The organism is Streptomyces sp. NPDC050422, assembly GCF_044458665.1.
In the GTDB taxonomy this organism is placed as follows: Bacteria; Actinomycetota; Actinomycetes; order Streptomycetales; family Streptomycetaceae; genus Streptomyces.
Genome location: NZ_JBITIE010000011.1, coordinates 231,791 through 255,774, shown reverse-complemented (window position 1 = coordinate 255,774; position 23,984 = coordinate 231,791). Strand labels below are relative to the sequence as shown.

Genomic DNA, 23,984 nt, shown 5'->3' with positions numbered 1-23,984 from the left:
GATCCCCCGGCCCTTCGGCAGCCGTGACCAGCGGTCCTGGCTCGATGGCAGCGCTGGGGGCGTGAATCCCCTGGGGGTGGTTCTGGGATTGACCGGTACAACCGGCCAAGGTTGAAGGGCAGTTGTCCGCTTCCGGGCGTTGCGATCCGGTCGGGTCCGCTTCCGGGGCCTGCGATCCGGTCGCCGTCGAGCAGAAGGGCTTCTGGGCCGTGTCCGACAAAGCGTCAAGCCGCGGGCTCGCGCAGGTACGGGTCATCCGCGAGGTGATGGCGGTGTGTCCGGTGCCCTCCTCCGCCTTGCGATGCAGGGCACCGGACCCCGCTCCCTGATCCGGCCTGATCCAAACGAAAGAACCTAGGTGTCGGTGATGAGCGGGGCGTGCCCGAACCGGGTCGCGTCGTGGGCCTGCTGCAGGAAGAAGGTGGCGGCGTTGGCCCGGGAGAGGCGGATGCCGCCCTCGGCACCAAGGGCGCGGGCGTTGATCTGTTCGGCGCGCGGTCCGTCGGTCAGGAGCGGCACCTGGACGATCGTTCAGTCCAGGTCCGATGCGTGCATGATCTCGCCGATGCCGATGCCGATGCCGATGCCGATGCCGATGCCGACCATGGTCTGGTAGGCGTCGGGTTTGATCCACTTGCCGAGCGCGACCGGCCGCCTGACGCCGTGGGCATGCATGGGAGGGGTCGACAGACCACCACAACGGTCCGTTCCGGCGCTCCGCCCTGCCTGAGCAGGTGTGGAGAGCCCGGACGGCCGATGGGCGGGGTCGGGCTACTGTGCCGCGTAGACGTAGATCTCGTGCACGGACAGGTACTTCCCGGCCGGCCGAGGTCGGCATCGACATCTCCGCCGAGACCCCGAAGGTGCTCACCGTCGACGCGGTCCGCGAGTCCGACGTGTGCATCACGATGGGTTGCGGCGACACCTGCCCCGTCTTCCCCGGCAAGCGATACCTCGACTGGAAGCTGGACGACCCGGCCGGTCAGGGCGTGGAAGCCGTCCGCCCGATCCGCGACGAGATCAAGACTCTCGTCGAGGGCCTGATCAAGGAGGTCGCCCCCGAGGTGACGGCATGAGCGAGGTACGAGACGTCGTCATCATCGGCTCCGGACCCGCCGGCTGCACCACCGCCCTGTGTGCCACCCGCGCACAGCGTGAAGCCGCTTCTGTTCGGCGGTGGCATTCTCGTCGGCGGCTCGGAGGACGCGCCGGCTCGGCCCCGGAATTCCAGTGTGCCGTGGCGCCCGTACGGCCGAGCGGGCTCGGCCGTACGGGCGGTGGATCACTTGGTGCGGTAGGCATCGATGATGGTCTGAGAGAAGGCTGAGCCCTTCGGGCCGACGCCTTCCGCGCGGAAGGAGACCGAGCCACCTGCCGGCGGATTGGTCACCGTCACCGCACCATCTCGCGGAGAGAGGCGCCGCCAGGTCGCGCCGCCGTTGTAGGAGACGGACACCTTCAGCGCAGCGAGGTTGCGGCCCGCAGCGGAGCCCTGGATTCTGATCGGGACCGACTGCCGGGCACCGGCGGCCGCTGTGGAGTCGAGCGCGAGTTCCGGGGAATAGCGGACCACGCTCGCCGGCAGGGCGGTGGGGGAGCCGGTGTGGGACGAGGTGAACTCCGCCTGCCAGGTGACGGTCGGGCTGACCGTCGCGACGCCGGACGCGGCCCGGCTCACGGTGGTCACCAGGCGGTATCGGTCCTTGCCCGGCGGGAGTTGGAACGCGGACGTGTCCAGGATGCCGTCGGCCGTCGCGTACTTCTGGCCGTTGCGGTACAGCGTGGTGGACGCTGTCCCCTCGTCGTAGAGGCTGCCGCCGTTGTGCCCGGCGCCGTCGGCGAAGGGGCGGATCGCACCGGTCAGCTTGTTGCCGTCCCGGACCAGTCCGTCGGCGCTGCCGAGTGCGGGGCCGAACACCCCGGTGTTGAAGGTCTCGGTGGAGACGTCGCCTCCCTTGTACGTGCGCTCGGGCGTCGTGTACTGGGTCTCCACCGTACGTTGGTCGGGCCCGACCTGCTGGGTGTACTCGGCCCAGGCGTAACCGCCCTGCAGATACACCGTCCGGGTGCTCGGCAGCGCGGTGTTGTACGCCACCGCCCCGGCGCCGGTGCTGGGTGCCACGGTCCAGTTGTACCCGGTGGCACCGTCGACCGACGCGCCATTGCGCACGGTCATCCTGGCCAGGTCACCCAGGGCCACGTGCTGGGTGTGGCCGGTGTAGAACGCGTCCTTGAGCGTGTCGGCGATGTGGTACTCGGTGTCGCCGTCGTCGTCCCAGTGCGAGATGAAGTGCGACGTCAGCTCGCCCGCCGGCACCGGCTCACCGAACTGCGCGGTGCGGGCACGGTTCGGATTCGCGCCGAGACCGAGCGTGGTGTCCGCCTCTCCGGCCTTCGTCTTCACGGCGGCAGTGATGAAGGAGACGAAACCGGTGGCTTTCGGGTCCGGCACCGATACGTCGATCGGCTTCGCCCTGCGCGCGTCGACCTCGATGGTCATGTCGTGGTCGACCGTCACCTTGGGCCCGAACAGCAGGTCCAGGCTGACTCCGCCGGGCGAGGTCCGGTCGAAGTTCTTGCCGACGATCGAGTAGTCGCCCTTGGGGACGCGGACCTTCATGATGCCGTCGTCGCTGTTCCCCTGGATCACCTCGAAGATGTCGTTGCCGATGCCGTCCATGGTGGCGGCCCAGCTGTAGGGGCCCGGAACCTGGCCGTTGCGGTCGGTGGCCTTGAAGGTGACCTCGTAGGTCTCGCCCGCGCGGTCGAGTCCTCCGACGCTGCGGATGCTCGTACCACCACCGGTCGCGGTGAGGACGATGCTGAAGGCGCCGACGCTGTCACCGCCGACCCGGGTGTCCACGACGACGTCGACCGATGCCTTGCCGCCCGCCGGGACGGTGAGCTGCTCGGCGCCGAGGGTGAACAGGCCCTCGGGGGCCGCCGATCCGCCGGGACCGCTGGTGGTGGTGGCCAGGTCGAGCGTGACCGCCTGGGCACCGTCGTTGCGGTAGGTGACGGTCCGGGTCACCGGCTTGTCGTCGTTGTGGGGCCAGGACGTGTGACCGAAGTTCAGCGAGACCGGCTCGGCGACCACGGTCTGCGTCGACGCCCGGACCAGGTCGATGCGCCCGGTGCCCTGCTCGTACGGGCTGTACGCGCCGGGCTTCGTCGTGCCGACCAGTGCGGCCTTGAGCTGCCGGCCGGTCCAGTCCGGGTGCTCCTGGGCGAGAAGTGCTGCCGCGCCCGCGACGTGCGGCGTGGCCATCGACGTACCGCTCATCGCGACGTATCCGGGCACGGGGTGCGGGGAATCCGGCATCGTGCCGGCGGCCGACGCCGCGGTGATGTCGACGCCGGGGGCGGTCACGTCGGGCTTGACGCCGCCGTCCTCCGGACGTGGGCCCCGGGAGGAGAACGACGCGAGCGCGTCCTTCTTGTCCACGGCGCCCACGGTCAGCGCGCTCTCGGCGACGCCGGGGGTGCCGATGGTGGATTCGCCGCCCGCGTTGCCTGCGGCGATGACGAAGAGCGCCTTGTCGGACAGCGCCTCGACCGCCTCCTCCAGCGGGTCGTTGCCCGGCCGGTCCGTGCCGCCGAGGGACATGCTCACGATGTTGGCGCCCTGGTCGACCGCCCACTCCATGCCGGCGATGATGCCGGAATCCAGGCCGGATCCCGCGTTGTTGAGCACCTTGCCGACGAGCAGGTCAGCGCCGGGCGCAACACCCTTGAACCGGCCGTCGGACTTCGCGCCGGTTCCCGCCACGGTCGAGGCCACGTGGGTGCCGTGTCCGTGGTGGTCCTGGGCGTCCTCCTCCTCGGTGAAGTTCTGCTGGGCGACTACCTTTCCGCCCACATCGGGGTGTCCCGTGTCGATGCCGGTGTCGAGCACCGCGACCTTCACGCCCGTGCCGTCGTACCCCGCCTTCCAGACCTCGGGGGCCCCGATCTGCGGCACGCTCACGTCCAGCGTGGCCTTCGCCACCCGGTCGAGCTGCACGGACTCCACGCCCGACGCCAGTTCGCCCACACCGGACGAGCCGGCGGCCAGCGACGACCACGCCCCTGCGGCCTCCTTCGGGGTGACGACCAGCGCCTCCCCGCCCACTGCGTCGAGCCGGCGGACCGAGGTACTGGTCCGCTCGTGCAGCCGGGTCCGCGCGACCGGGCTCTTCGCGGTGTACTTCACGATGACCGGGGTCCCGCCACCCGCCAGATCGGCGTACTCGGAACGGCTCAACTCCTCGGCGTCGAACAGCGACAGGTCCAGCCGCCCGTCCGCGATGAGCGGTTCGACATCGGCGGGAATCACATACGCGTGCCCCTCGCCCTGACTGATCTGGATCGGCACCGCGGCGCGCCCCTTGCCGGGGGTCGACCCGACGACCTTGCCGCCCTTGTCCAACAACACCCGGTCACCGGTGATGAGCGTGATCGTCCGGAACGCATGTGCCGCGCCGGACGTCGCCGTGGCTGCGTCGGCGGCGTTGGACGAAGGATGAGTGAAGCCTCCGGTCACCCCTGTCGCCAGTATTGCGGCTGCTGCAATTGCAGCAGGTCTTATTCGTGTCTTTTTCAGCACTATGGGCCCTGTCTGTGGGTGTGGGGGCGAGCAGACATTCTCAGTTGGCGCGTGCGGATCTTGGGAGCATTCCATGGATGTTATGTGCATGTCAATCACATGCAAATGGCACATGGTGATGGGAAGTTCATGCAGGTCAGCGGCAAAACCCGGACGCCGCGACGTGGCAGGAAAGTACTTTTACAGGAGCTCGAATTCTTTGCATACCACCAGAAATTCCGCGGTGGGACTCCGGGCGGCAGGGCGGGAATTCGGGAGATTCGGCAACGGGCGCGGCCGAAACCCTGCCGGGGGCCGTTGGCATGGAATCCGCTGTTGTCGACCTCGCTCGGCGGGACCGGCGGTCCACCCTCAGGTCCGCATCTCCCGCGCGGTGGAGCCACCGGGCGACAGGTCGCCTTCCCGCACGTGACGTTCGCGGACCGCCGTCGCGTGCCGGAGCGTGAGCATCCGGGTCACCCCGAGCGCCTGGAGCACGAACACGGCCGCGAAGGCGATGCGGTAGTCGTCCCCCGTGACATCGAGCAGTACACCGACGGCCAGGAGCATGATCATGGACGCCGTGAAGCCTCCGATGTTCACGATGCCCGAGGCCGTTCCCTGCCGGTCTGCTGGATTCGCCGGGCGCGCGAATTCGAATCCGATCATCGACGCCGGGCCGCAGGCGCCCAGCACCAGGCAGAGCGCGACGAGCAGGGCTGTTGGCGCTCTGCCCGGCCAGAGGAGCACGGCAGCCCAGAAGGTCGCCGTGACTCCCACCGTCGCCAGCGCCAGGGCGAGCCGCACTCCCGGCCGGCGGGCGATCATCTGCCCGTAGACGAGCCCGACACACAGATTGGAGAGGACCGAGAGCGTCAGCAGTCCACCCGCCCCCGCCGCGGAGACGCCTTGTGCCTCCGTCAGGAACGGCATACCCCACAACAGCAGGAACACCGTCATCGGGAACTGCGTCGTGAAGTGGGTCCACATGCCGAGCCGGGTGCCCGGCTCCCGCCAGGCCGCAGCGACCTGCCGGCGTACGAATCCGGCACCCGCCGGACGCTGCGCGCCGGGCGGGGGTTCATGCCCCTTCGGGTGGTTGCGCAGGAAGGCCAGGACGAGCACGAAGACGACCACACCCGCGAGCGAGGAGCCGGCGAACGTCGTGGTCCACCCCCACGTGCCGAGGACCCGCACGATGACGACCGTGGCGACAAGGTTCCCGCCCAGCCCGATCAACGAAGCGGCCTGGGCTATCAGCGGCCCGCGGCGGACAGGAAACCAGACCGTTCCCAGCCGCAGCACACTGATGAAGGTCATCGCGTCGCCGCACCCGAGCAGAGCTCGGGCGGCGAGCGCGGTCCCGTAGGTCTGCGACAGTGCGAAGGCCAGTTGACCGCACGTGAACAGTGCGCTGCCGGCGACGAGTACGTGCTTGGTGCCGAACCGGTCGACGAGCAGTCCCACGGGTATCTGCATCCCTGCGTACACCAGCAGTTGCAGGATCGAGAAGGCGGACAGTGCGGACGCACCCACTTCGAAGCGGTCCTGTGCCTGCAGGCCGGCGACCCCCAGTGACGTGCGGAAGATGACTGCGACGAAGTAGACGGCGACGCCGATGCCCCACATGGACATCGCGCGCCGTCCTCCGGGACCGCTCAACGCATTCCTTTCCGCTCCGGGCGGGTGGATCAGTTGGACCAGTTGTCGAGGTTCACGCCTCCGTCGAGGAAGGTGATCCGCACGGTGTGCCGGCTGTTGTCCGCCAGCTTGTACGTGCCGGCGGGCACAGTCCGGTACGTGCCGTAGCCGCCGGTGGCGGGCACCGTGACCGTGGGGCCGGTCTTGCCGTCGATGTCGATCCGGATCCGGTGTCCGGCTGTCGCGGACGACACGCGCAGCTTCAGCGCGGTGGTGCCGCTGAGCGGGACCTCCTGCCACTGGAGCCACTCACCGGCGGCGGTCGAGCCCACCGCGTAGCCGGAGCCTCCGGCCCTGGTGATGTCGATGTCACCTGCGCGGTAGAGGTTGTTGATGTTGCCCGTGGTGGTGTCGTGGAAGGTGTCGGCTCCCTCCGCCTCGACGCGCTGTCCCTTGGGGAAGGGGTTGCGGGAGTACTGCCGCAGGATGTTGATCATCTGGTTCGGGTAGTCGTAGCGCGTCTTGTCATAGGTGTCGTTGCGCCCGCGCCATGTGGCAGCGTTCTCCGACCAGTCACTGAAGCCCTCGACCAGTGTGATGTCGGCGCCCGCTCCCACGGTGGCGTCGAGGTTCTTCCTGAACGTCTTGCCGTGGTCGGGATCGATGTCCATGTGGGTGGTGTCGCTGGAGAAGTGGAACGCAGGCACCGTCGTGCCGAACTTGCTGCCCTTGAACGGCTCGACTGTGTACGGCTCGGTCATGGAGAACCACCCGTGCACACCGTCGGCCACCTCCGCGACCGCCGGGTCGTTCTTGATCCAGCTGTCGCCGACGATGAAGTACGGGTCGACGCCGAACTCCGCCTTCGCCCTTTCCTTCACGTACGTGAGCAGGGCGGCCGAGTTGCCGTTCCCCTGGTTGACGAAGAAGCTGCTGGAGGTCGACCACTCGTAGATGACCGGCCGGCCGTTCATGGTGAAGCGCATGTCCGCCGGCACGGCCTGGAAGAACTCACGCAGGTTGTAGTCCCACATGTACTGGTAGCCGCCCTCGCCGGCACCGGTTTTGTCGGCGAGGTCGAACTTGGGGTCGTATCCACCCGCGTTGTGCTTGTTCAGGTTCTTCTTGTCGGTCAGCGACGCGGGAATGTCGTCCAGGGCGCTGATCTTGATATGGGCACCGCGCCGTTTGATGGCTGCGACCAGGTCGGCGAGCTTGGTCGTGTCGCCGCCCTTGTTGTACTGCGGCTTTCCCGGTATCGAGCCACGGATGGTCGGAGCCACGAAGTCGACGCCGGAGGCCTCCAGCTGTTCTACGTACGCGTCCCAGAAATGGGCCTCGTCACCGTCGACCTCGAACATGGGGAGGTTGTAGATGGGGTTGGTCCGGTTCTCGTACCGGCCCTCAAGGGTGCGGTCCGAGAAGCCGAACGTCACGCCGAGGAAGCCGCCGGCCCGTACGGCGCCGGCGGTGGCGGCCCGCCCGTTTGCTGCGCCGGCCTTGGCCGCGTCCTGCGCGGAGGAGGCATCCGGTGAGCCGAAGGCGAGGTGGGGGGTCAGGGTCACGGCGAGGGCGAGCGCCGCAGCCCCGCCGAGCCGGAGTGCCGGACGGCGGAGAACGCGCTTACTTCTGAATGATGTGGTCATGCCGATGAGGCCTTCCTGGCTGCGGTGTGGGGGTGCGTCATGGAAGTGCGCTGGTGATGGCGGGTCGAGTGTCGGTGCCGCCGGGAGCGCGATGTTTTACTCAAACGTTTGCGCTACGTTGAGTTCTATACGGAAATCCAGGCAACACGCAAGGGCTTGTGCTCAGTTGGTCTCTCGCGGACGGCGCGGGCACGCAGCCGGAACGACCACGCCGAATCCTCCGCTGAGGGACTCGGCGTGGCCGTCGGAGCGGACTCGGGCCGTCAGTCGAAGTGGGCCGTCACCGTCCTGTCCTGGGTGACCGAGAGAGTCAACGACGGCTCGGTGGAGATCACGCTGCCGTCCACAGTCCAGCTCACGAAACGGTGGCCGGGGCGCGGGTGCGCCTCGGCGGTGACGGTGGAGCCGCGCTCGTAGCGGCCCGGTTCCGTCTCGTTACCAGTGAGGGTTACGGTGCCGTATCCGGCCGGTTCGGCCTCGGCGGTCAGGCTGTTCTGGAGCATGTTGATCGCCATGATGTTGTACGCACGCGCCGGGCCGGCGACCGAAGCGCCGTTGTAGCGAAGGAGGTTGACCACCCTGACGTTGCCTCCGTCCGCCTTCACCGTGAAGCCGTCGGTACCCAGGTTGTCGGTGCCCAGGTTGTACGCGGTCACCTCGCCGGAGTGGACCACCAGACCGTGGTGGAAGCCGTAGGCGAAGGCGTTGAGCACCGTCAGCCGGGTGGCACCGTCGACCGTGACGATCTGCGACTGCTTGCGCATCGGGTCGTCGATGACCTGCGGGAAGATGTTCGACTCCAGGACCCAGTCCGGCAGGGCGTAGGCGACCCGCGCGACCGCGTTCCCGTTGTTGAGGACCCCCTCGATCCGGCCGCTGTCGCTGTGGCCGACCGTGATCGCCCGGTTGAAGACGGCGCCGGCCAGCTTGCGGACGGTGAAGCCGTCATTGCGGTGCGCGGCCATGTCGACGCCGTTCCAGGCGTTGGGCAGGCCCAGGTCGACGGCGTAGGTGCCCGGACCGTCGCCTCGGACGGCGAAGGGGTACGGGACCGGGCCGTCCGTGGCCGCCGGGTTGTTCTCCGGGTACAGGACCCGCAGGCCGCGTACGCCTGCCGCCTTGCCGTTCAGCGTGATCAGTGCGGTCGCTGTGTCGGGACGGGCGGTGCCGCGGCCCTCGTAGGCCATCAGCACGGTGCCGCCGCTCGCACCGACGAGGTCGCGGTTCGGCACGGACGAGGCGCCGCGCAGTTCCACCCCGGCGGGCACGTCGAGGTGGCCGTTGACGCGGTACCAGCCGGCCGGGAGGTAGACGGTCCCGCCGCCCTCGCGGCCCGCCCGGTCCAGGGTCTGCTGGATGGCCGCCGTGGCGTCCCGCTGCGGCATGATGCCGGTCTCGTGCGGCGCCCGGTCCGCGACGTACAGTGCGGACCGTGCGGGCCGGGGCAGAGGCTTCTGGTCGTAGCGGGGGACCGTGCCGGACATGCGGTGGACGATGCCCGAGACCGCTCCGGACACCTTGGTGTCGGTGAGCTTCACATACGCCTCGGACCCGTTCCGGACGGCCGCCTCGCTGCCTTCCAGGACGCTGGAGGCGAAGGACATACCCCAGCGCGAGTCGAAGCTGTCCGCCAGCAGCGCGACGTTCGTGCGGCGGATCTCGCTCTGCACGAAGCTGCCCGTGAACGACGCCCGTTGGCCGGCCACGATGTGGATGCCGGTGCGGTAGTCGGCCGCCTTGATCCGGTAGAACTGGTCCCATTCCAGGTCACCGAGGACGAAGCCGGTGCCGTGGGTGCGGGTCCAGGTGTCGAGCGCGGCCCGCTTCGGCGGGTGGTACGCCGCCGGGGCGTCCGCCCAGTAGCCGTTGTCCAGGGTGATGTTCTCCCAGGTGCCCACATCCGCGCCGTTGAAGGCGCGGAAGCCCTCGGCCAGGACGGTCCCCTTGATGTTGCGGAGCGTCGCCGACTCGTGGACCTGCCCGGAGGAGGCGGCCACGCCCTGGTCGTTGGGCATGGTGCTGATGCCCACGCCCTTGTACGAGTTGAGCATCGTAACGTCCGAGACGGTGGCCATCATGTAGTTCTCGTTGCCGATCCACGCACCGCCGGGGATCTCGAACGTCGAGTTGTACGCGACGGGCGAGGCCGCACTCTGGCGCGGGTAGTACGTGGTGAGCCCCATGACGCCCGCGCTGCCGCCGATCCGGAACAGGACCGGCCCGTCCGCGCCGGCGGGCAGGTCGGCGGAGATCACCGTGCCGTACCCGCCGCTGCCGCGGTCGGGGTCGCGCCGGTCACCGCGCACCGTGCAGAACGAGTGCACCTCGACGGTGTCGGTCACCCGGTACGTTCCCGAGGGCAGCCAGACCGCGCCGCCGCCCGCGTCGTAGCAGTCGTAGAGGGCCTGTTGGATCGCGTGGGTGGAGTCCTTGCGGCCGCTCGGGTCGGCGCCGTAGTCGCGGGCGTCGAAGTCGGCGACGACCGGGGACTCCACCGGGAAGTCCGTCTTCACCAGGTGCGGCTTCGGCTGTACCGCCCGTTCCTTGCGTACCTCCAGCTCGCGGATCGTGACGTTCTTGGCGCCCGACGCGTAGTCCTTGATAGCGACCCGCACGTAGCGCGCTGTCGTGGTGGCGAAGCGGGAGCGGATCGTCTTGGTGGCGATGGCGCCGTTGCGGCCCACCGTCGTGAAGTCCCGGCCGTTGCGGGACACCTGAACCGTGTAGTCCAGGGAGAAGGACGAACCCCACTGGATCCGGACGTCGTTGACGGGTTTCGCGGTCCCCAGGTCCGTCTGGATCCACTCGCCCGTGCCGCCTTCTCCGCTGGTCCAGGCCGTTGAGGCGTCCCCGTCGACTGCCGCCGCGGGCACTCCGCTGCTCGCGGTAACCTTCTTGCCCCGGGCCAGGTTGGTATTGACCGCCGACTTCCGGAAGTCCTGGAGTGACGTGGCGAGTGCCTCCAGGGCCGACTTCAGCTGTGCCTCCGTCGCTCCGGAGGTGTCGGCGGTTTTCTGCGCGGCGGTGATCGAGTCCAGCAGCACGGCCTTCGCGCCCGGCGGGTACTGCCCGTCGCGCTCGCCCTCACGCGCGGCCGTCCAGGCCCGGCGGGCGTCCGCGACGAGGAGTCGCAGGCCCTCGGCGGGCTTCAGCTCGGCCGGGACGACCGTGATCCGCACAGCGGCGACCTTCAGTTCGGCGGTCCCGCCGTCCGTCGTGATGCGGAAGTCGGAGCCGTTGGAGCGGTTGGTCATGATCGCGTCGTCGAGGGCGAAGGTGTGGGTCTTCCATGTCTTCGTGTCCCCGTTGGCGAAGACCTCGGAGGGCTTGAACATGTCGCTCGTCGCGCTGCCCGGCGAGTCGTAGTGCAGGCCGAACTTCCCGTTGCCGGCGTCGAAGTAGTCGACGCTGACGAGCACCTTGTCCCGGGTGTCGTAGAGGAAGGTGTCGGAGACGTTCATGTAGAAGAAGTTCAGGCCGGGGGCCGGGGCGGTCCGGTCGGTTCCCCAGTAGCCGCGGCCGGCCTCCACACCGGTGACGAGGCCGCTGCCGGCGTCACCCGCACGCGGGGTGATCCCCGAGGGCTGCGGCGCTTCACCGAGCGTCACGGAGGCGCCCGAGGTGCCGACGCGTACGGCAGCGACCGTGATGTCGGCCGGCTCCGTGCCGTCCGTGCCGTCCGTGCCGTCCGTGCCGGAAAGGCGCAGCACGGCGGCGTCGGCCGTGGCCACGTCGAAGCTGCCGGTCTTCCAGGTGTCGCTGTCGGTGAGCCGCAGCGGGGTGGCGCCGCCGAGCACGAGCGAGCCGGTGCCCGTGTCCCGGTAGGTGACGCTGACGGTCACCCCGCTGTCGTCGATCCCCTTCAGATAGTCCGCGTCGAGGGTGAGGTCGAGGTGGCCGGTGCCCTTCGCGACGTCCGTCCGCCAGTACGTGCGGCCGTCGAGTTCACCGGTGCGGAGCCCGGCGGGGTCGTCGCCGGCGCTCGGTCGGATGCCGAGCGTCTTCGGGGTGGGGCCGAGATCGGCCCCGACCCCGTGCGGGTACATGCCGGGCGTCGCGGCGAACGCGGCGGGGGCGGGGGCGAGGAGTGCGGCTAACAGGAGCAGGACGAGAACGGCGAGCCGTCCGCGTCTGCTGCCGGCGGGATCTCTGCGGGGCATGAGGGCCTCTATTGGGGTCGGTGGGGCGGATGGAATCCGAGCAGCTCGAAGCACGCCCGGGTGTCGAACAGGGAGGTGCGGCCGGAGAGTTCGGAGAAGGCCGGCACGCCGGGGTGGAAGCGCTCCATGAGTTCGGCGGTGGGCAGCGGGGAGGAGGTGTCGGGCGCGGCGACGTTGATGATGTGGCAGCCGGCCAGATCCCGCTCCAGGGCCAGACGTACGGCGGTTGCCGCGTCCCGGGTGTCCAGCCAGCCCCAGAGGTCCATGCGGTGGCCGCCGGGGTCCTCGCGCACGGCGGCCAGCTGCCCGGCCAGCCGCTCGCCGGTGCCGGTGAACGGGAAGCGCATGCAGACGATGCCGGTGCCCCAGCGCCGGTGGGCCGCGCGCGCGGCCTCTTCCAGGGCCAGCTTGGACAGCCCGTACGGGTCCTGGACGAGGGTCGGATGCTCCTCGTCCAGGGGCACGTACCGCGGGGACTGGGGTACGGGCGACCAGGCCAGCCCGATCGCGGCCGCGCTGGACGCGGCGACGACCCGGCCGACTCCGGTGCGGCCCGCCTCGTCCAGCACGCGGTGCGCCGTGAGGCAGTTGGTGGCGTACAGGGCGCTGGGGTCGGGGCCGTTGGGGTGCGGGATCGCCCCGAGGTGGACGACGGCCTCCACGCCGTCCATGGCCTTGCGGACCACCTCCGGATCGCGGAGGTCGCCGGTGTGCACCCCGTCCAGGCGCGTATCGTCCACCGGGGTCAGATCCGTGGCGACCACCTGGTGCCCGTGTGCCAGCAGGTCGTCCAGGACATGGCTGCCGATGTGCCCGGCGGCACCGGTGACCAGGGCGCGCATCAGCCCTTCACCGCCCCGACCAGACCGTTGACGAAGTAGCGCTGGAGGCTCAGGAAGAGCACGACCACCGGGATGACCACGATCAGGGATCCCGCCATCAGGTTGTTGTAGTGCGGGACGTTCTCCGCCGACAGCGTCTGGAGGCCGAGCGGGAGGGTGTACGTCGAGGGGGCGTTCAGGGAGACCCGGGTCAGGAGGTACTCGTTCCAGGTAGGGATGGCCGTCAGCAGGGCCACGGTGATCAGGGCGGGCCGGGCGAGCGGGACGTAGATGCCGGTGAAGATGCGCAGCTCGCTCGCACCGTCGACCCGTGCCGAGTCCCGCAGCTCGGTCGGCACCGCCATGAACGCGCCGGTCATCAGCAGGATGGACAGGGGCGCGCCGCCGTTGACGAACGGCAGGACCAGCCCCCAGTGACTGCCCAGGATGCCGAGCTTGTTCTCCAGCAGCACGATCGGCAGCATCACCGTGACCCCCGGCACGAACAGCAGGGAGACGAAGAGCTTCTGGAGCAGGCCGCGGCCCGGGAAGCGGAGCACGGCGAAGGCGTAGCCGGCGGCCGCGTACACGATCAGGGTCAGCACCACCGTGTACAGGGTCACCAGCAGGCTGTTCATGAAGAAGTCGAAGAAGTGCAGCTTGTTCCAGGTGTCGACGAGCGTCTGGAACGTCGGGTTCTCGGGAATCAGATGACCGCCGCGCACGACTTCGACCTGGTCCTTGAAGGCCGCCGACACCATCCACAGGAACGGGTAGACACTGACCAGCCCGTAGATCAGCAGCAGCGCTCCGACGACCAGGCGCGCGGCGGTCCTGCCCGCCGCCGTCCTGCGGGGTGTTCCGGCTGTGCCGCCACCGAGGGAAATCGTTGTCATGTCTTGCTCCGCAGCGCTCGCAGGTTGATCAGGGCCAGGACGAGGGCCAGGGCGAAGAGGATCCAGCCCAGTGCGCTGGCCAGGCCCAGGGTGGGCGAGAGGTTCTTGAGGAAGGCCAGCCGGTAGGCCTCAAGACCCAGCACGTTGGTGTGGTCGCCCGGTCCGCCGTTGGTCATCACCAGGAAGGTCTGGAAGCCCTGCAGCGACTCACGGAGGTTGAGCAGCACCACGATGGCGGTGATCGGACGTACGAGCGGCCAGATCACCGACGCGTTGGTGCGCCACCAGCCCGCGCCGTCCAGTTGCGCGGCCTCCAGCACACTGCGGTCGATGCCCTGCAGCCCCGTCAGGTACAGCAGCATCGCCACCGGGACATGGCTCCACACCGTCACCATGATCATGGTGGGCATCGCGGTGGTGGGATTGCCCAGCCAGCCCTGCGGCTGGGCGAGCGAGCCGAGCCCGAGTGAGTCGAGCAGGGAGTTGATGGCGCCGTCCGGCTGGAGGATGTACTGCCAGGCGAAGAAGACCGCGATGCCACTGGTGACGTACGGCAGGAAGTACACCGAACGCAGCACGGTCTGCATCCGCTTGACCTGGTTGAGCAGGACGGCCAGCGGGAACGACACCAGGACGGTCAGGGCCGGGGCGGCGAGCATCACGTACAGGGTGTTGAGGGCTGCGTGGCGCAGCCGCGGGGCGTAGACCGGATCCCGCCACAGCAGGTCGGCGTAGTTGTCCAGGCCGACCCAGGTCCAGTTCGGGGTGAAGCCGTTCCAAGTGGCGAAGGAGAGCAGGAAGCCGTAGCCGACGGTGTACAGGCCCAGTACGCAGAACAGGATCACGGCGGGCGCGACGAACAGATAGCCGCTGATCGCCTCGGTGCCGATCCGGCGACGCCTCGTGCGGAGCGGTGCCGGTGCCCCGGCCGGGAGCGGGCTCCTGCTGCCGCCCCCGGCCGTTTTCGGTGCCGCCGGTCGGGAAGCGGTCGTCACTGGCCGGCCGCTTTCCAGTACGCCGCGTTGAGTTCACTGAGCTTCTTCGCGGTCTCCGGGACCGTGAACTGTCCCAGTGGGGTCAGGTCGGCGAGGATGGTGCCCGCGTCGTCCTGCTCGTAGCCGGGCGCGCGGAACTCGTTGCCCCGGGCGGGGTCGTAGGTGTTCTGCGGGGTGCCCTTGGTGCTTTCGACCAGAGCGGTGAGTGTGGGGCCCAGCACCTTGGCGGAATCAGCGCCCAGTTCGGTGGCGGGAATGTCGGAGGCGTCCTTGGCGAAGTCCGCCGCGACCTTCGGGTCGGAGAGGAACTGCATCCACTTCTTGGCGTTGTCCGGCTGCTTGCTGGTAGCTGTGACGCTGAGCCCGGTCAGGGCGAGGGCGCCCAGGGCCCGGTCGGGTACGGCGCCGTTCTTCGGAGCGGGCAGCCCGAACGCGAGAACATCCTCCGGCTTCATGCCGTTCTCCTTGAGGAAGGCGAGCGTGAACGTACCGCCGATGTTGAAGGCGGACTTCCCCTGGGCGAACGCCTGATCGGCCTGGTCGATGGTCAGGCTCTGGCTGCCGGCCATCCAGTAGGGCGTGAGCTCGTTGTACATCGACAGGACCTTGAGGCCGTTCGGGGAGCCGAAGTCGGCGCTCTTGTCCTTGCCGAACAGCTTCTCGTAACCCTGCTGGCCGAGCTGGGCGAAGGCGAGCGGCTGAAGCACCCAAGTAAGCCCGGTGGACTGCACCTTGAGGCCGAGTGAGAGCCCTCCGGCCGTGCTGTCCTTGGCCTTGGTCGCCTTCAGCGCGGCGAGGAACTCCTCCCAGGTGGCCGGGGCCTTCGTGATTCCGGCGGCGGCGAGCTTCTTCTTGTTGGCGTAGACGGTGCCGAAGGTGCCGACGGTGAGGGGCACGCTGTAGCGGGCGCCCTTCACGATGCCGTGGTCCTTGGCGGTCTTGGGCTCGGCGTCCTTGAACCGGGCCTCGGTGATGAGCCCCGACTCCTTGACGGCCGGCTGGATGCGGTCGGCCCAGGCGCCCTTGAAGTCGCCGGCGAAGTCGGAGACGATCCCGGCCGCACCGAAGACCCGTTCCTCGCCGTCGGAGTGGATCTCCAGTACGTCGGGCAGGTTCCCGGTCTTCGCCGAACTCTGGATCTTCGTGGCGTACGCGTCGTCCGGCGTGTACGCCTGGATCTTCACGTCGATACCGGTCTGCTTCTTGAACTCCGATGCCGCGTGCCGGAGTCCGGCCACATGCGACTGCTTGAACGTCCACATGGTGAGGGACTTGGAGTCACCGGAGCCGGAGGAACCGCCACAGGCGGCGAGGGAGCCGACCGAGAGCACGGTGGCTGTGGCAAGGGCCACAAAGCGGATATTTCTGGAGAATGACGTACGCATGAGCCCTACCTAGGGGTTCGACCGTTCAGATAGCCGAATGGCGTTGGAGTGACCGAACTTAGGCTCGACGTGATATAGCGTCAAGAGACAGTTGAGAATTGGTGGTCGTCCGGAGGGCCGTAGGGCGCCGGTGCGGGAGCGGAGGTTCTGTGGAATCGGTGGCGGGAACGGCGCGGGCGCGCAAGCCGGAAGAGGTCAAGTCCGCGGCTCGGGTACTGGAGGTCCTGGAACTTCTCGGAGCGGAAGGCGCGTTGCTCTCCCTGGCGGAGATGGCCCAGACCATGGCGGTGCCGAAGAGCAGCTTGCACGCGATTCTGCGGACGATGGAGGCGCACCGCTGGGTGGACGTCGATCCCTCGGGCACGCGCTACAGCCTCGGTCTCAAGGCGCTGTTGACGGGCACCGCCTATCTGGAGGGCGACGACGTCGCGAGCCTTGCGGGGCCGGTGCTCGACAGTCTCGCGGAGGAGACGGGCGAGACCGTGCACCTCGGCAGGCTCGACGGCACGGACATCGTCTACCTGGCCAAACGCGAGTCCCGGCACGCTCTTCGGATGCACTCGGCGGTCGGTCGCCGACTGCCGGCCCACGCCACGGCGCTGGGCAAGGCCGTGCTCTCGCAGTACGACGCCGTGGAGGTCCAGCGCAGGCTCAGCTGGCCGCTGGACCAGCTGACTCCGGACACCGTGACCGACCCCGACGCGCTCGTCGCCCAGCTCGCCGAGGCGCGGCTGCGCGGCTGGGCGAGCGACGACGGTGAGAACTCGGTGGACATCCGCTGCGTGGCCGTCGCGCTGGATGCGGCGCACGGCGGTGGCGACGCGATCTCCTGCTCCGCGCCCCGCAGCAGGATGGACGATGTGCGGATGGCCGAGATCGCCCGGACCGTCACTGATGCGGCCCATTCGCTGCGGACGCTGATCAAGAGACTCGGGCAGCACTGAGGGGCGTGCGGACCGGATTCATCAGTTCCGTTGACAAACGTGTGCGGCTCTCCGTACGTTCGAATGGCTGTACATCATTCGGCTATCTGCATGCGGGAGTTCGCATGGCCCCGTCCGATGCCCGTACCGGCACCCTGCTCGCCCCGGCCCCCTGGGTCGACGGGCGGGGTGACCGGATCCGCATCACGGCCGTCCGCACCTTTCTGACGGCCCCTCACGGTTGCCCCCACCTCATCGTCCGCGTCGAGACCAGCGATCCAGGACTCTACGGCCTCGGCTGCGCGAGCGATCCGCAGCGTACCCTCGCGGTCCGTTCGGTCCTCGACGACTACCTCGCCCCCATGCTCGTCGGCCGCGATCCGGACGACATCGAGGACATCCACCGGCTGATGCTCAACAGCGCCTACTGGCGGGGCGGTTCGGTCACGGGAAACGCTCTGGGCGGGATCGACGTGGCGCTCTGGGACCTCAAGGCGAAGCGGCTCAGGGCGCCGCTGCACTCCCTGTTCGGCGGCCGGGTCCGCGCCTTCGCCGAGGCATACACCCACGTCGATGGCGCCGACGCGCACGAGATCGCCGACAAGGTGACAGCGGCCCGGGAGCGCGGATACCGGCATGTGCGCATCCAGGCGGCCGTCCCCGGATCGGACACCTACGGTGCCGCCGGCGTCGGATCGCCCGACCGCTCGGTTCCATGGAACTCCGCTGCCTACCTCAAGACCGTGCCCGGAGTGCTCACACGGGTACGTGAACGCGTGGGTGACGAGGTGGAGTTGCTCCACGACGTCCATGAGCGACTCGATCCGCGGCAGGCCAGGGACTTCCTGCGCCGGGTCGAGGGCGCCGCGCTGTACTTCGTCGAGGACCTTCTCGCCCCCGAGGACGCCGGACACTTCCGCCGCCTGCACGCGAGCAGCCCCGTGCCGCTCGCCGTCGGCGAACTCTTCCATGACCTGCGCCAGTTCATGGAGGTGCTGGAGGGCCCGTCCATCGACTTCGCCCGCATCCGCGTCCCCACCCTCGGTGGCCTCACCCCCGCACGCAAGCTGGCAGCCGTCTGCGAACTGCGCGGTGTGCGCCTCGCTCCGCACGGGCCCGCCGATGTCAGCCCGGTCGCCCAGGCCGCGACCCTCGCCCTGGACATCAGCAGCCACGCCTTCGGCGTACAGGAGGCGGCGGTCTTCAAGCCGGCCGTCCATGAGGTCTTCCCGGGCACCGTCGTGGCACACGACGGCGGACTCGTGCCGAACGAGGCGCCCGGGCACGGCGTCGACTTCGACGAGGTGGCGGCGCGCCGCCACCCGGTACCGGAGCCGGGCGTGCACGACCGGTGGGCGCTGCTGCGCCACACCGACGGGAGCGTGGGCCGGCCCTGACCAGGAGGACCCGGCGTTGAAGGGGCGGCTCCCGGCCGCCCCTTTTTCCGTTCGGAATGGTCAAGTGAATTAGTTTCCGAAATGAGCCGGAGATGTTTATTTAATTGCCTGACAAAGCCTCCTCCGCAGGTCAGGACCAGGCACGGGAATGTCAGGGGAGGAAGCGTTGACTTGATAACACACATGGTTTTACATGGCTGTTACGCCTGGACAGGGAGGGCAGTCATGCATGATCGATGGACAGCCGAAGAGGACCGCATTTACCGGTTCCTCGACGGAATCCTGCGCCCCGCACTGCACCCGCAGCGGATTCCCCTGGAAATCAGCGCATGGCATGCGCCGGGGGAGCCCGTTCCTGTACGGATCGCGCTGCGGGCCGACTATGCGCCCTTTCTGACCGGCGACGCCTGGGGGCGCCCCTGGTCCACCACCTGGTTCCGGCTCGAAGCCCGCGTACCCGAACGCTGGGCCGGCCGGCGCGTCGAAGCGCTCGTCGACCTCGGCTCGGTCGACTCCGGCACCGGCCCCGCCCGCCCGGCCGAGGCCCTGGTCCACGACGCCTCCGGCATCCCGCTCCAAGGACTGCACGGCGCGGGAGAACCCGTCACCATCAGCGCCGCGGCAGACAGCGGAGAACACGTACGTCTCCTCGTCGAGGCCGCCGCCACACCGTTCGTGGACACCCGCACCGGCCCTGTCGCCAGGTTCGGGAACCCGGCCACCGCCGGAGGCGAACCGCTGTACCGCTTCCGGGCCGCCGACCTCGCCGTACGGGACGAGGGTGTCTGGCAGCTCATCCACGACATCGAGACCCTCGGCCGGCTCATGCGAGAGCTCCCGACGGCCGAGCCGCGCCGCCACCGCATCCGCACCGCTCTCCTCCGGGCCGTCGACGCGGTCGACCCCCACGACATCGCGGGAACCGCGCACCGCGCACGTACTCTCCTGGCACCCGAACTGGCACGTCGGGCCCATGAGTCGGCGCTCCGGGTGATCGCCTTCGGTCACGCCCGCATCGACACCGGCCGGCTGCCGGTTCATGAGTCGGTCCGCCGGGCCGCCCGGGCGTTCGCCACCGCGGTCAGCCTCGCCGAGGAGTACCCGGAACTGGTCTTCGCCGCCTCTTCGGCCCAGCACTACGCATGGATGCGCGACCATCAGCCGCACATCTTCGAACGGATACGCAAGGCGGTCGCCGACGGCAACTGGGCCCCGGTCGGCGGGATGTGGGTCGAGGCCGACCCCGGCGTCCCGGGCGGCGAGTCACTGGTGCGGCAGTTCGTCCACGGACACCGCTTCTTCCGGGACGAGTTCGCCGTGGAAACCGACGGTGTCTGGCTGCCCGCCGCGCCGGAGCTGAGCGGCGCTCTCCCGCAGCTCGCAGCCCTCGCCGGGGCCCGCTGGCTCCTCGCCCCGTCTCCGGGCACCGGGGACGGGACGCCCGAAGGATCTGCTGCACCGCCCGGCTCCGCCTTCCGCTGGGAGGGCATCGACGGGACCCGCATCCTGTGCCGCCTCGCACCCACCGGCCCGGACGGCGCCGGGCCGGCCGCTCTCGGGCCCGCCCTCGGATCCGCAGCCGTCCCGGCCGTTGAAGCCGGAGCCGACGCCCCCGCGCTGCTGCCCCTCGGCGCGTCCGGGGCGGGTGGGGCGCTCCCCACCCGCGAGTTGCTGGAGGCGGTCCGCAGGCTCCACGACCTCGAAGGATCACCGCGCGTCACCATGGGCCGTCCGGCAGACGCCTTCAGGCATCCCTGCGGCAACGACAACAGGGGCAGCAGTGACGGCCCCGAAGCTGCCGCAGACGACGGATCCGCCCCGACGCACCGCGGAGTGCTCCGCCTCGCGGCGCACCACGGCACCTACTCCGCGCAGGCCCGGACCAAGCGGGGCAACCGCCGGGCGGAGGCGCTGCTGCGCGAGGCCGAACTGTGGTCGGTGACAGCGGCCGTCCATGGCGGTGTGCCCTATCCGTACCAGGAGCTCGACACCCTCTGGCGGCGGGTCCTGCTCCATCAGGCGCAGGACACCGCCGCCGGGACGGGCATCTCCTGGGTCCACCAGGAGACCGAACAGGAGCACCGCGACATCCACCGCCGCCTGGAGGCCCTGATCAGTCGCGTCAACGGAGCCGCCGACGGACCGACGGTGCTCAACGCGGCCCCGTACGACCGCCGCGAAGTCGTCGTCCTCGACGCCGACCCCCTGATCCCGCACGGTCAGGACATGGCCGACGGGCGCCGGGCCGTCCTCGCCGAGGCTCCCGCACTCGGGGCCGGCCGGGCGGGGCTGCCGTTCGACGGCACCGCACCGGTCACCGTCCGGCGCACGCCGGACGGCGGGCACCTTCTGGAGAACGGGCTGACAGCGGTCCGCATCGACGCCCGGGGCCTGGTCGGCTCCGTGTGTGAACTCGCCACCGGCCGCGAGGCCATCGCCCCCGGCCGCTTCGGCAATCTCCTCCAGCTCCGGCCGGACGATTCGGCGGAGCTGCGGCCCGAACCGGGCGGCGCCCGCCGGGAGCTCACCGAGGCGCTGAGCGTACGGCTCGCCGACGAGGGCCCGCTGCTGGTGCGGCTCCGGGTCGAACGGAGCACGGGGCGCTCCACCGTCGTACAGGAACTGTCCCTGGCCGCGGGAAGTCACGCCCTCGCGATCGACACCACCATCGACTGGCGGGAACGGGACACCGCACTGGAGGCGCTCTGGCCCCTCGACGTCCACGCGGAACACGTCCTGGGAGACATCGCGTTCGGACTCGCCGGTCACCCCACCGACGTCGCCACCGCGCCCCCGACGCACCGTTGGCTCCACGTCGGTGAGCACGGCTGGGGCGTCGCCCTCGCCTCGGACACCGGTCATGGATACGCCGTCGTACGGCAGCCGCGCGACGGCGGCGGCTCCACCACCGTCCTCCGGCTCACCCTGCTCGGAGCCGCGCACGGCCGGGACCCGCACGCCGACCGGGGCCCGCAGCACTTCCGCCACACCCTCAGGCCCGGCGCGGACCCCGGCGACGCGATCACCGAGGGCTACCGCCTCGATCTCCCCCTCAGACCCGGCCGGTCCGCCCGTCCCCTGCTCGCGGTCGATCACCCCGACGTCGTCGTCGAGGCGGTCAAACTGGCGGACGACCGCTCCGGCGACGTCGTGGTGCGGCTCTACGAGGCACGCGGCGGACGGGCCCGTGCCACGCTGACCGCGGGCTTTGCCCTGGCATCCGTGCGCGAGACGGATCTCCTGGAGAGGCCACTTGCCGAACACCCCCACCACGACGGCGACGTCACCGTGTGCCTGCGCCCCTTCCAGATCCTCACGCTGCGCCTGACCGTCGGAGGTACCGGTGCCTGACCTCGAGCCCGAAACCCGGGCCGTCCTGCGCCGCTGGGAGAGCAGCAGCGGCCCCCTCGCCATCCGCGCACGGGTGGTCCTGCTGGTCGCCGGCGGGCTGCGGGACGCCGAGATATCGCGGCGGCTCGGGGTGTCGAGGCAGACCGTGGGCACATGGCGCCACCGCTGGCAGATCGCGGGGCTCGACGGGCTGGAACAACGTCCGCGTACCGGAAGGCCGGTCACGGTGGACGAGGGGGAGGTCGTCAGCCGCGCACTGCTGGCGCCCGGATCCAGTGGCGCCACCCGGGCCGTCGCCCGAGAACTCGGCCTGTCGCACGCCACCGTGGCTGCCGTCCGCCGGCGTTGGCGGCTGAACCCGGACGATTCCCCGGCACCGCAGGTGCCGACGAGACCGCCCCTGCCCTGCGCCGAGGTGTGGGTGATGGGGCTGTACGTCGACTCGGTGCGGGCGCTCCTGCTCATCGGGACCCGTCCGCCCGCCACGGCGGCGGTCGCGGACACCCCCATCGGTCAGGACGTGCTGGACGGACTGGACCGGGCGCTCGTCACCGCACACGACACTCCGGCGCCGCCGGCCGCCGGCTCACCGGACACCGACGCTTCCGTGCGGGCCCTCACCGACTATCTCGCTGCGGCCGCCGAGAGCCATCCGGACATCGGCCTGCACGCCGTGATGCTCTGGGACCGGGGGGAGGAGCCACCTGCGGCCGGTCCGCACGGGCGGGCCGTGACCTGGCATCAGCCACCTGCCCGCTCCACCTGGCGAAGCTTCGTGGGCGCCATGGCCGCACTCGACTCCACCCGGCACCCCGAGTCGTCCCGGCGCGTCTACCTCGACCTGGTCGCGGCCCTGGAGCGGTACGGCCGGCCGGTGCCCGTCACCTGGCTGCGGGAGACGGTAGCGGGGCGCCTGCGTGGCGGGCCCGCCACCCAGGGCCTTGCGCAGCCCGCACAGTCGGCGAGCGGCGTCAACCAGATCGACCTCGGCTCGTTCAACGAGTGCGTGGTCATCGAGGCGGTACGGCTCGCGGGGACCATCACCCGCGGTGAGATCGCCCACCGCACGGGCCTGACCCAGCAGTCCGTCTCCCGCATCGCCCGCTCCCTCCTCGACCGCGGCATCCTCATCGAGGACGCCCAGCGCCGCGGCACGTCCGGCAAGCCGCGCACCCCCGTCCGCCTGCGGGGAAGCGCGGCCCACGCGCTGGGCATGCACATCGACCCCGAGGTGATCACCGCCGTCGTCATCGACCTCGACGGAGCGATCGTCTGCACCCGCAGCCGGCCCGTGGCCCCGGACACCGCGCCCGGCGAGTTCGTCGAGCAGGTGGCGGAGCTGGGCCGCCGGACGCTGGAGCAGGCACAGGGGGCGGTACGTGGCGACGGATTCCTCGGCGTGGGGGTCGCCGTCCCGGGGCCCGTGGACATCGCCTCGGGCACAGTCCTCGCGCCACCCCTGATGTCCGCCTGGCAGGATCTCCCCCTGCAGTACCTCCTCCAGGAACGGTTCCCCTGTCCGGTCATCATCGAGAAGGACTCCACCGCGGCCGCCGCGGGGGAGCGCTGGACCGGCCGGGACCGCAGGGCCAGGGACTTCGCGTACATCTACCTCGGTACGGGAGTCGGTACGGGCCTCTATCTCAACGGCGACCTCTACCGGGGGGTCAGCGCGAACGCGGGTGAGTTCGGCCAGCTCTGTGCGATCACCCTGGGGCGGGTCGACGCGCAGGGGTGTCCGGAGATCCTGCCCGAATGCAACCCGCCGTTCTCGGTCCCGGATCTCGCGGTGCGCGGCGGCCTGGACCGGGAGAACGCCACCTACCGCACGGTCGCGGCCGCGGCGGCCGCCGGTGACCCGGCTGCGACCGCGGCGGTCCGGGCGGTGGCCAGGGCCGTCGGGCAGGGCGCGCTCGGACTCGTCGACCTGCTGGACATCGACCTCCTGGTGCTCGGCGGCCCCTTCTTCACGGACGACGTCGCGGGCTTCTACCTCGAGGAGATCAGCCGTATGGTCAACGACTTCCCCACCGCCCGGCGGCTGCGCCGGGTCGACGTCGAACCGTCCGTGCTGAGCGCCGAGGCGGCGGCCGTGGGCGCCGCCTCGACCATCTTCCACGCCACCTTCACCCCGCGGCTGCGCGGACGGGAGGGCCAGTAGTGGGCGCCCATGCGCAGCCACGGGGGACCGTGACGGGACCGGGA

General features: G+C 70.0%; 15 protein-coding genes. 5 read left to right on the top strand and 10 right to left on the bottom strand.

Annotated features, from left to right (window positions below; all coding sequences use genetic code 11):
* Window positions 1-354: 354 nt before the first annotated feature.
* Complete coding sequence (locus ACIBJG_RS19510) at window positions 355-519, bottom strand: hypothetical protein (RefSeq protein ID WP_399308756.1); 165 nt, start codon at window positions 517-519, stop codon at window positions 355-357.
* 12 nt (window positions 520-531) lie between these two features.
* Window positions 532-675, bottom strand: coding sequence for a hypothetical protein (locus tag ACIBJG_RS19505; protein WP_399308755.1), 144 nt, complete (start codon window positions 673-675; stop codon window positions 532-534).
* Between the two features lie 47 nt (window positions 676-722).
* Here ACIBJG_RS19505 and ACIBJG_RS19500 point away from each other — a divergent pair, with 47 nt between their 5' ends.
* On the top strand, window positions 723-1,076 hold the full coding sequence (locus ACIBJG_RS19500; protein WP_399308885.1) for a phosphotyrosine protein phosphatase: 354 nt from the start codon (window positions 723-725) through the stop codon (window positions 1,074-1,076).
* Window positions 1,077-1,282: 206 nt separating this feature from the next.
* On the opposite strand, the gene ACIBJG_RS19495 is transcribed toward ACIBJG_RS19500, so the two are convergent.
* From ACIBJG_RS19495 to ACIBJG_RS19460, 8 genes are all read right to left on the bottom strand, one after another.
* Window positions 1,283-4,522, bottom strand: a complete 3,240-nt coding sequence (locus ACIBJG_RS19495; RefSeq protein WP_399308754.1) for a S8 family peptidase — start codon at window positions 4,520-4,522, stop codon at window positions 1,283-1,285.
* A 414-nt stretch (window positions 4,523-4,936) separates the two neighbouring features.
* A complete protein-coding gene (locus ACIBJG_RS19490; RefSeq protein ID WP_399308883.1) occupies window positions 4,937-6,199 on the bottom strand; it encodes a nitrate/nitrite transporter in 1,263 nt (420 codons plus the stop codon).
* Window positions 6,200-6,255: 56 nt separating this feature from the next.
* On the bottom strand, window positions 6,256-7,851 hold the full coding sequence (locus ACIBJG_RS19485; RefSeq protein WP_399308753.1) for a DUF5010 domain-containing protein: 1,596 nt from the start codon (window positions 7,849-7,851) through the stop codon (window positions 6,256-6,258).
* A 263-nt stretch (window positions 7,852-8,114) separates the two neighbouring features.
* Window positions 8,115-12,011, bottom strand: a complete 3,897-nt coding sequence (locus tag ACIBJG_RS19480) for a discoidin domain-containing protein (RefSeq protein ID WP_399308752.1) — start codon at window positions 12,009-12,011, stop codon at window positions 8,115-8,117.
* 8 nt (window positions 12,012-12,019) lie between these two features.
* Entirely contained in the window at window positions 12,020-12,853 is an 834-nt protein-coding gene (locus ACIBJG_RS19475) for an NAD-dependent epimerase/dehydratase family protein (RefSeq protein WP_399308751.1), read from the bottom strand.
* The gene (locus ACIBJG_RS19470) at window positions 12,853-13,728 is read right to left on the bottom strand and encodes a carbohydrate ABC transporter permease (RefSeq protein WP_399308750.1); all 876 of its coding nucleotides are present in this window, start codon (window positions 13,726-13,728) and stop codon (window positions 12,853-12,855) included. The genes ACIBJG_RS19475 and ACIBJG_RS19470 overlap by 1 nt, the downstream gene beginning before the upstream one ends.
* Entirely contained in the window at window positions 13,725-14,723 is a 999-nt protein-coding gene (locus ACIBJG_RS19465; protein ID WP_399308749.1) for a carbohydrate ABC transporter permease, read from the bottom strand. The genes ACIBJG_RS19470 and ACIBJG_RS19465 overlap by 4 nt, the downstream gene beginning before the upstream one ends.
* Entirely contained in the window at window positions 14,720-16,075 is a 1,356-nt protein-coding gene (locus ACIBJG_RS19460; protein ID WP_399308748.1) for an ABC transporter substrate-binding protein, read from the bottom strand. Before ACIBJG_RS19460 ends, ACIBJG_RS19465 begins: the two co-directional genes overlap by 4 nt.
* A 182-nt stretch (window positions 16,076-16,257) precedes the next feature.
* Between ACIBJG_RS19460 and ACIBJG_RS19455 the strand changes: the two genes are divergently transcribed.
* From ACIBJG_RS19455 to ACIBJG_RS19440, 4 genes are all read left to right on the top strand, one after another.
* Window positions 16,258-17,052, top strand: coding sequence for an IclR family transcriptional regulator (locus ACIBJG_RS19455; protein ID WP_399308747.1), 795 nt, complete (start codon window positions 16,258-16,260; stop codon window positions 17,050-17,052).
* A gap of 104 nt (window positions 17,053-17,156) precedes the next feature.
* Complete coding sequence (locus ACIBJG_RS19450) at window positions 17,157-18,428, top strand: enolase C-terminal domain-like protein (protein WP_399308746.1); 1,272 nt, start codon at window positions 17,157-17,159, stop codon at window positions 18,426-18,428.
* A 225-nt stretch (window positions 18,429-18,653) separates the two neighbouring features.
* Window positions 18,654-21,779, top strand: coding sequence for an alpha-mannosidase (locus ACIBJG_RS19445; RefSeq protein WP_399308745.1), 3,126 nt, complete (start codon window positions 18,654-18,656; stop codon window positions 21,777-21,779).
* Window positions 21,772-23,940 carry an ROK family protein gene (locus tag ACIBJG_RS19440; protein ID WP_399308744.1) on the top strand — a complete coding sequence of 723 codons (2,169 nt, stop codon included), beginning with the start codon at window positions 21,772-21,774 and terminating at the stop codon, window positions 23,938-23,940. The genes ACIBJG_RS19445 and ACIBJG_RS19440 overlap by 8 nt, the downstream gene beginning before the upstream one ends.
* The last annotated feature ends 44 nt before the right edge of the window (window positions 23,941-23,984 follow it).